This window comes from Xanthomonas sp. SHU 308 (assembly GCF_000364645.1).
Taxonomy (GTDB): domain Bacteria; phylum Pseudomonadota; class Gammaproteobacteria; order Xanthomonadales; family Xanthomonadaceae; genus Xanthomonas_A; species Xanthomonas_A sontii.
Genome location: NZ_AQOK01000877.1, coordinates 1 through 7,763, shown reverse-complemented (window position 1 = coordinate 7,763; position 7,763 = coordinate 1). Strand labels below are relative to the sequence as shown.

Here is a 7,763-nt window from a genome sequence, read left to right as displayed (position 1 = left end):
GGCATCCAGCGCGTCGCCGGGCAGCCAGTGCGCGGGCACCGGGCCGTCGCGCAGGTAGGCCAGCGCCGCCAGCGCGTCGTAGGAGTGCCCGGCCAGGGCGATGCGCGCGCCCTGCGGCGCATCCAGGCCCAGCACTTGCGCCCGCGGCGGCGTCACGAACAGGTAGTGCCGCTGCCCGGTGGCCTCGGCGAAACCGAGGTAGGACGGTTCGGTACTGCTGTCCAGCGCCATCACCGCGCGGGTGCGGCCGTTGCCGTCGTCGAGCAGGACCGGGCGCCCGGCACGCAACTCCGATGCCGCGCGTTCGCTGCGGATCGCGGCAGGATCGCCGAAGGCGTGCGCGGAAAGGGCGGTGGGGCTGGTCATGCACGACTCCAGATGGGGGATCGGCGGCGCCGCTTCAAGGCTGCCGCATCCGGTCGCGGTGGCCCCGGCACGGTGCCGGTCGGCGCCGATGGCGCTCGGGCGCCATTGTCGCGCGCTTTGCCGGACGCGCCAGCCTGCAGGCGATGGAACGCACTGTGCCCGCTCGCGCGCGCCGCCGATGCAACCAAATCGGCGGCTGCGGCAACGCGCCGGCGTGAGGGGAGGTGTGCACGTGCCGCCGGTTGCTTGCTACTGTGCGGCACCGCGTCCGCTCCGGCCCCCGCATGCAGCTCGTCGATTGCACCGAACCGCGCCACGCCATGGCGATCCTGGAGATTTTCAACGACGCCATCGTCCATTCCACCGCGCTGTACGACTACCGGCCGCGCCCGCCGGAGAGCATGGCGGCGTGGTTTGCGACCAAGCGCGCCGGCAACTTCCCGGTGCTGGGCCTGGAGGACGCCGACGGCACCCTGCTCGGCTTCGCCAGCTATGGCACCTTCCGCGCCTGGCCGGCGTTCAAGTACAGCGTCGAGCATTCGGTCTACGTGCACCGCGACCATCGCGGCCGTGGCGCGGGCCGACGCCTGCTGCAGGCGCTGATCGACACCGCGCAGGCGCGCGGCGTGCACGTGCTGGTCGGCGGCATCGACGCCAGCAATGCCGGCAGCATCGCGCTGCACGAGCAACTGGGCTTCGTGCACGCCGGCACCGTGCGCGAGGCCGGCTTCAAGTTCGGGCGCTGGCTGGACCTGGCGTTCTACCAGCGCATCCTCGCCGGCCCGGCGCAGCCGCACGACGATTAGCGCGGGCTTTGTCAGGGGCGAGCGCCTCAGTCGCTCTTAGTGCGGATGGCGCTCGGTGGCGTAGGGATTGGGCTCGGCCGGGTCCGGGCGCAGGGTGTAGCGCTTGTAGGTCCATTGGTACTGCGCCGGGTCGCGCCGCGCCACCCGTTCCACGCCTGCGTTGAGCGCGGTGGCCGCGCGCAGCGGGTCGGCATCGGCGATGTCCGGCGGCGCCGGCTGCACGTGCAGGGCGAACTCCAGGTCGTTGCCGACGCGCTCGCACCAGGCGAACAGCACGGTCGCGCCGGTGCGCTCGGCCAGGCGGTTGACCAGGGTCATGGTCAGCGCCGGCACGCCGAAGAACGGTGCGAACACGCCATCGCCGGCCTTGGGCTGCTGGTCGGGCAGGATGCCGACCGCGCCGCCGTCCTTGAGCGTCTTGAACAACTGCCGCACCGCCGGACCCTCGGCGCGCACCTGGCGCACACGCTCGCCGCTGCGGACCAACTGCAGGAAGGCGTCGCCCACGGCCGACTCCGGTGCGCGGTAGACGATGGCGATGTCGCCGCGCGAGGCCAGCCACTGGTTGAGCAGCTCCCAGTTGCCGAAATGCGGCGCGGCCACGATCACCCCGCGGCCGGCGGCCAGCGCCGCGTCGTACAGGTCCTGGCCGTGGCGCAGGCGCAGCCGCGCCAGGTTCTGCTCCGGCGGCCGGGTCCACAGCGCCAGGGTCTCGAACGCCTGCCGCGCGGTCGAGCGCAGCACGTCGCGCTGCAGGGCCACGCGCTCGCTGGGCAGCAGCTCCGGATAGGCCAGCTCCAGGTTGCGCCGAACCACCCGGCTCTCGCGCGCATCCAGGCGCAGCCACAGCCCGGCCAAGCCGTCGGCCAAGCGGCGCAGCCACGGCCACGGCAGGCGCGCCACGGCGGCGGCGCAGCGGTACAGCAGGGAAGCGAGCGTGGCGGGTTTCATCGGCCCAGTTTATCCGCTCGGCGCATCTGGCCTGCCCGACGGGTGTCGCGGATCGCGCCGGCTGCGTGCCTTGTCGCTTTCTCAATCTCGCCCATTCGGCGATGATGCCGCACGATCGCAACCGTTCGTCGCGGCGCAACCAATCCCCAATCCCCAATCCCCGCCCTATGCTCTCGCTGATCCAACGCGTCACCCAGGCCTCGGTCAGCGTCGATGGCGAGGTCGTGGGCCAGATCGGGCCCGGCCTGCTGGCACTGGTGGCGGTGGAGCCGGGCGACGACGAGGCCAAGTTGCAACGCATGGCCGAGCGCCTGCTCGGCTACCGGGTGTTCTCCGACGACAGCGGGCGCATGAACCGCTCGCTGCGCGACACCGGCGGCGGCCTGCTGCTGGTCAGTCAGTTTACCCTGGCCGCCGACACGCGCTCGGGCATGCGGCCGAGCTTCACCACCGCGGCGCCGCCGGCCGAGGCTGAACGCGGCTTCAACCGATTGGTGGAGGTGTGCCGCGCGCAGCACCCGCCAGGGGTGGAAACCGGCCGCTTCGGTGCCCATATGGTCGTCAGCCTGGTCAACGACGGCCCGGTCACTTTCCTGCTCCGGCCGTAGACGCCGGCGCGTTCCTGGCGGAGCCGTTCAGGCTCCTCGTCCGGCAAGCGGCGGTCCGGGCTGTTATAATGCTAGGTTCACTCATTCACCTACCTGCCGGTGGCGCGAGCACTCATGGCCAACGAACGTCCTGCCCAGCAATCCGACATCAAGCAACTGATCAGCAAGGGCCTGGAACAGGGCTATCTGACCTACGCGGAAGTCAACGACCATCTTCCCGACGATCTGGTCGACCCCGAACAGATCGAAGACATCATCGGCATGATCAACGGCATGGGCATCGATGTCCATGAAGTTGCGCCCGATGCCGAAACCCTGTTGCTCAACGACGGCAACACCGGCAACCGCGAAGTCGACGACACCGCGGCCGAAGAAGCCGCCGCGGCGCTGACCGCGCTCGACACCGAAGGCGGCCGTACCACCGACCCGGTGCGCATGTACATGCGCGAGATGGGCACAGTAGAACTGCTGACCCGTGAAGGCGAGATCGCCATCGCCAAGCGCATCGAGGAAGGCCTCGGCCAGGTGCAGGCCGCGCTCGGCGCGTTCCCGCTGGCGGTGGAGACCCTGCTCGAGGACTACGAACAGCACAAGGAAGGCAAGAAGCGCCTGGCCGAGATCGTGGTCGGCTTCAACGACCTGATCGAGGAAGAGCCGGCCCCGCCGGTCGCGGTGTCCGACGACGACAGCGCCACCGATGCCGATGCCGACGAGGATGACGACGAAGACGTCGACACCGCCGAAGAGGATGCCGGCCCGACCGGTCCGGATCCGGCCGAGGTCGCGCGGCGCATGGAAGTGCTGGCCACCGAATACGCCAAGTTCAAGAAGGCCCACGCCAAGAACGGCGCCGAGCACAAGCTGGTCACCAAGCTGCGCAACGACATCGCCGAGGTGTTCGTCACCCTGAAGCTGCCGCTGCCGCTGACCGACGTGCTGGTGCGCAAGCTGCGCGACACCATGGCCCAGGTCAAGGACCACGAGCGCCGCGTGCTGCATCTGGCCACCCACGTGGCACGCATGCCGCGCAAGGACTTCATCCGTTCCTGGGAAGGCAACCAGACCAACGTGGCCTGGGTCGACGACGCGCTCAAGCGCAAGCAGAAGTGGTCGTCGGCGCTGCGCGACGTCAAGGACCAGATCATCGCCGAGCAGGAGGCCACCGTGGCGGTGGAGCAGGCCACCTACCTGAGCCTGGCCGAGCTGAAGGAAATCAGCCGCGCGATGGCCTACGGCGAAGCCAAGGCGCGCAAGGCCAAGAAGGAAATGGTCGAGGCCAACCTGCGTCTGGTGATCTCCATCGCCAAGAAGTACACCAACCGCGGCCTGCAGTTCCTCGACCTGATCCAGGAAGGCAACATCGGCCTGATGAAGGCGGTGGACAAGTTCGAATACCGTCGCGGCTACAAGTTCTCGACCTATGCCACCTGGTGGATCCGCCAGGCGATCACCCGCTCGATCGCCGACCAGGCGCGCACCATCCGCATCCCGGTGCACATGATCGAGACGATCAACAAGTTGAACCGCATTTCCCGGCAGATGCTCCAGCAGTACGGCCGCGAGGCCACGCCGGAGGAGCTGGCCAAGGAAATGGACATGCCCGAGGACAAGATCCGCAAGGTGATGAAGATCGCCAAGGAGCCGATCTCGATGGAAACCCCGATCGGCGACGACGAGGATTCGCATCTGGGCGACTTCATCGAGGACACCAACGTGGAGTCCCCGATCGAGAACACCACCAACATCAACCTGTCCGAGACCGTGCGCGACGTGCTCGCCGGGCTGACCCCGCGCGAAGCCAAGGTGCTGCGCATGCGCTTCGGCATCGACATGAACACCGACCACACCCTCGAGGAAGTCGGCAAGCAGTTCGACGTGACCCGCGAGCGCATCCGCCAGATAGAGGCCAAGGCGCTGCGCAAGCTGCGTCACCCGAGCCGTTCGGAACAGCTGCGCAGCTTCCTCGATATCGATTGATCGAGCGGTTCGCGGTCACGAAAAAGCCCCGCCAGCTGCGGGGCTTTTTTGTGGGCGAGGAGTCGGTGGCGTTGCGCAGGGTTGCAGTCCATGCCGCTGCCATGCGCTGTCATGTCAGCAGCCAGCCAAGCCTTGTGGGAGCGACTTCAGTCGCGACGGGCATTCCTAGTGAAGCCTCGTCGCGATGAAGTCTCTCCCGCAGTGCATCTCCGCGCTATTCGCCTACGCGAACGCCTTGCTGCCGCGCATCACCGCCAGCACGTCGTGGCAGGCGCCCATGGTGTGGTAGTCGGTCTTGCCGGCCGGGCTCTTCTCGTCGCTGTAGCTGCGGTTGTCGCGGCTGAGGATGCGGAACCAGGCGCCGTAGCGGTGGTCGACCAGGTGCTCCCAGGAGTACGCCCACAGCGTGTCGTAGGCGGCGCGATACGCGGCATCGCCGGTGGCGGCCAGCAGCCGCGAGGCCGCGGCGATGGCTTCGGCCTGCACCCAGAAGTACTTGTCGTCGTCGCAGAAGTAGGTCGGCGCCGCGGCCACGTCGGGCACGTCGACCACCGGCGCCTGTTCGGTACCGGAAGCGAAGCCGTAGACGATGCCGCCATGCTGCGCGTCCCAGCCGTGCGCCAGGGCGGTGTCGAACAGGTGTCGCGCGGTCGGCAGCAGCCACGCCGGCGCGGTGCCGGTGGACGCCTGCAGGTGCCCGTGCAGCAGCACCAGCAGCTTGGACCACTCGACCTGGTGGCCGGGCTGGAAGCCCCACGGCCGGAACAGGTGCTTGGGGTTGTCGCGGTTGTAGTCCCAGTCCACCTGCCAGTCGGCGTCGTAGTGCTCCCACACCAGGCCGCCGGCCAGCGCCGCCTGGCGGCGGGTGATGTGGTCGGCAAGCAGCAGCGCGCGCTGCAGGTAGCGCGGCTCGGCGCTGGCCTCGTAGGCGGCGATCAGGGCTTCGCACAGGTGCATGTTGGCGTTCTGGCCGCGGTAGCTGGAGAACGTCCACTCCGGGGTGGCCTCGTCGCGGTACAGGCCGGCAGCGGCGTCCCAGTAGCGGGTTTCCAGCAGCTGCCAGGTCTCGTCCATCCACGCGTCGGTGTCCAGGCCGGCCTTCTTCGCGGTGGCGTAGGCCAGCAGCACGAAGGCGGCGCCGTAGGCGTGCTGGGTGCGGTCCTCGGCCACGCCGTCGCGCAGGGTCCACACGTAGCCGCCGCTGGCGGTATCGCGGTGCACCTCGCGCAGGTAGCGCAGGCCGTGGCGCGCGGCGTCCAGGTATTCGGCGGCCAGCGCCGAGTCGGCGAACTCGATCGCGGCCATCGCGTAGTTGAAGACGAAGCGGGTGCTGCTGACCAGGTGGCGATGGCCGGCGTCGTACACGCTGCCGTCGTCGCGGAAGTAGTGGAAGAAGCCGCCCGCCGGGTCGAGCGCGCGCGGGTGGTAGAAGGCCATGGTGTCGGCGATGTGTGCGCGCAGGACGGCGGCGTCGGCGAAGTCGGGCAGGGGCGTGGCGGGCAGGTTCATGCGGTTGGCTGGCGAGCTGGGTGAGGGAGGGGAAGGCAGTGGTGCGCGGCGGCGGCGTGTGCGCCGCCGCCGCAACGGGAACGGATCAGCGGATCAGTGCATCACGCGCGCGGTTGGCGCGGTGGTCGGCGCGGCCGCCGCCAGTTCCGGCGACAGGCGCGAACCGCGCAGGCCGTACCAGACGATGTAGGCGTAGCACAGCAGCGGAATCACGAAGGCGTGCTGGATGCCGATGGCGTCGGCCAGCGCACCCTGCGCCAGCGGCACCAGGGCGCCACCGACGATGCCCATGATCAGCAGACTGGAGGCCTTGCTGGTGAGCACGCCCAGGCGCTCGATGGCCACGGTGAAGATGGTCGGGAACATGATCGAGTTGAACAGGCCGATGGCGATCACGCTCCACATCGCCACGTGGCCGGTGCTGAGCATGGTGGCGATCAGCAGCAGCGAGGCGATACCGGCGAAGGTCGCCAGCAGCTTGCGTGCCTGGACGAACTGCAGCAGCGCCGCGCCGGCGAAGCGGCCGACCATCGCGCCGCCCCAGTAGAACGGCAGATAGTGGCTGGCAGCGGCTTCGGTCAGGCCACCGGTGGTGGGGCCGGAGATGTAGTTGATCAGGAAGCTGCCGATCGACACTTCCGCACCCACGTACATGAAGATCGCCACCACGCCCCACAGCAGGTGCGGGTGGCGCAGCGCGTCGGCGAAGCTGTGATGCGATTCGGCGCTGGCGTCGTTGCCCTCACGCAGCGACGGTACCCGCATCACCAGCACGAACACCGCCAGCAGCAGCAGGCCGCCGGCCAGCATCAGGTAGGGGATCTCCACCGAGCGCGCCTGCTCGATGCGATAGGCGGACAACTGCTCGGGGTTCATCGCCGCCAGCTGGTCGGCACCGAGCACCGCGCCGGCCAGGATCAGCGGGCCGATCAGCCACGGGAACACGGTGGTGCCCAGCGAGTTCAGCGCCTGGGCGAAGTTGAGCCGGCTCGGTGCCTTCTCCGGCGCGCCGATCAGGCTGATGTATGGGTTGGCCGCCACCTGCAGCAGGGTGATGCCGCTGGCCAGCACGAACAGCGCGGTCAGGAACAGTGGGTAGGAGGGCAGGCGCGCGGCCGGGTAGAACATCGCTGCGCCGATCGCCGCCACCACCAGGCCGATGACGATGCTGGCCTTGTAGCCAACCCGCGACACCACCGCGCCGGCCGGCACCGACATCAGGAAGTAGGCGCCGAAGAAGGTGAACTGGATCAGCATCGACTGCGCGTAGTTCATCTGGAACACGGCTTTCAGATGCGGGATCAACACGTCGTTGAGGCTGGTCAGGCCGCCCCAGGTGAAGAAGATCATGCTGACCACCGCGATGGCGGCGGTGTTGGACAGCGGGCGACGGCTCATGCAGCGACTCCGGGAACGGGCGAGAGGGCGACCCGGCTGCTAGCGCGCAGGCACAGGCGGGCGGGGGCGATGGTAAGCGCAGGCAGGGCCTGGCGGTGGCGCAGCGCGTCCAGCACCAGGCGCGCGGCCTGCATGCCGCGCTCGCGCG

6 protein-coding genes and 1 pseudogene are annotated in these 7,763 nt (G+C 69.1%); 3 read left to right on the top strand and 4 right to left on the bottom strand.

The annotated features are described in order from the left end of the window. Positions 1-366: pseudogene (locus D588_RS25955) on the bottom strand (GTP cyclohydrolase); the annotation flags it as partial. A gap of 284 nt (positions 367-650) precedes the next feature. Here D588_RS25955 and D588_RS0122655 point away from each other — a divergent pair. Then, entirely contained in the window at positions 651-1,172 is a 522-nt protein-coding gene (locus D588_RS0122655) for a GNAT family N-acetyltransferase (protein WP_017911888.1), read from the top strand. A 36-nt stretch (positions 1,173-1,208) separates the two neighbouring features. On the opposite strand, the gene D588_RS0122650 is transcribed toward D588_RS0122655, so the two are convergent. Continuing rightward, on the bottom strand, positions 1,209-2,123 hold the full coding sequence (locus tag D588_RS0122650; RefSeq protein ID WP_017911889.1) for a lauroyl acyltransferase: 915 nt from the start codon (positions 2,121-2,123) through the stop codon (positions 1,209-1,211). Positions 2,124-2,290: 167 nt separating this feature from the next. Between D588_RS0122650 and dtd the strand changes: the two genes are divergently transcribed. Both dtd and rpoD read left to right on the top strand, forming a co-directional pair. After that, on the top strand, positions 2,291-2,731 hold the full coding sequence (gene dtd, locus D588_RS0122645; RefSeq protein ID WP_017911891.1) for a D-aminoacyl-tRNA deacylase: 441 nt from the start codon (positions 2,291-2,293) through the stop codon (positions 2,729-2,731). Between the two features lie 114 nt (positions 2,732-2,845). Continuing rightward, the gene (gene rpoD / locus D588_RS0122640) at positions 2,846-4,708 is read left to right on the top strand and encodes an RNA polymerase sigma factor RpoD (protein WP_010340704.1); all 1,863 of its coding nucleotides are present in this window, start codon (positions 2,846-2,848) and stop codon (positions 4,706-4,708) included. Positions 4,709-4,930: 222 nt separating this feature from the next. On the opposite strand, the gene D588_RS0122635 is transcribed toward rpoD, so the two are convergent. Further along, positions 4,931-6,217, bottom strand: a complete 1,287-nt coding sequence (locus D588_RS0122635) for an AGE family epimerase/isomerase (RefSeq protein WP_017917619.1) — start codon at positions 6,215-6,217, stop codon at positions 4,931-4,933. 93 nt (positions 6,218-6,310) lie between these two features. Beyond that, a complete protein-coding gene (locus tag D588_RS0122630; RefSeq protein WP_017917618.1) occupies positions 6,311-7,615 on the bottom strand; it encodes a sugar MFS transporter in 1,305 nt (434 codons plus the stop codon). Between the last annotated feature and the right edge of the window lie 148 nt (positions 7,616-7,763).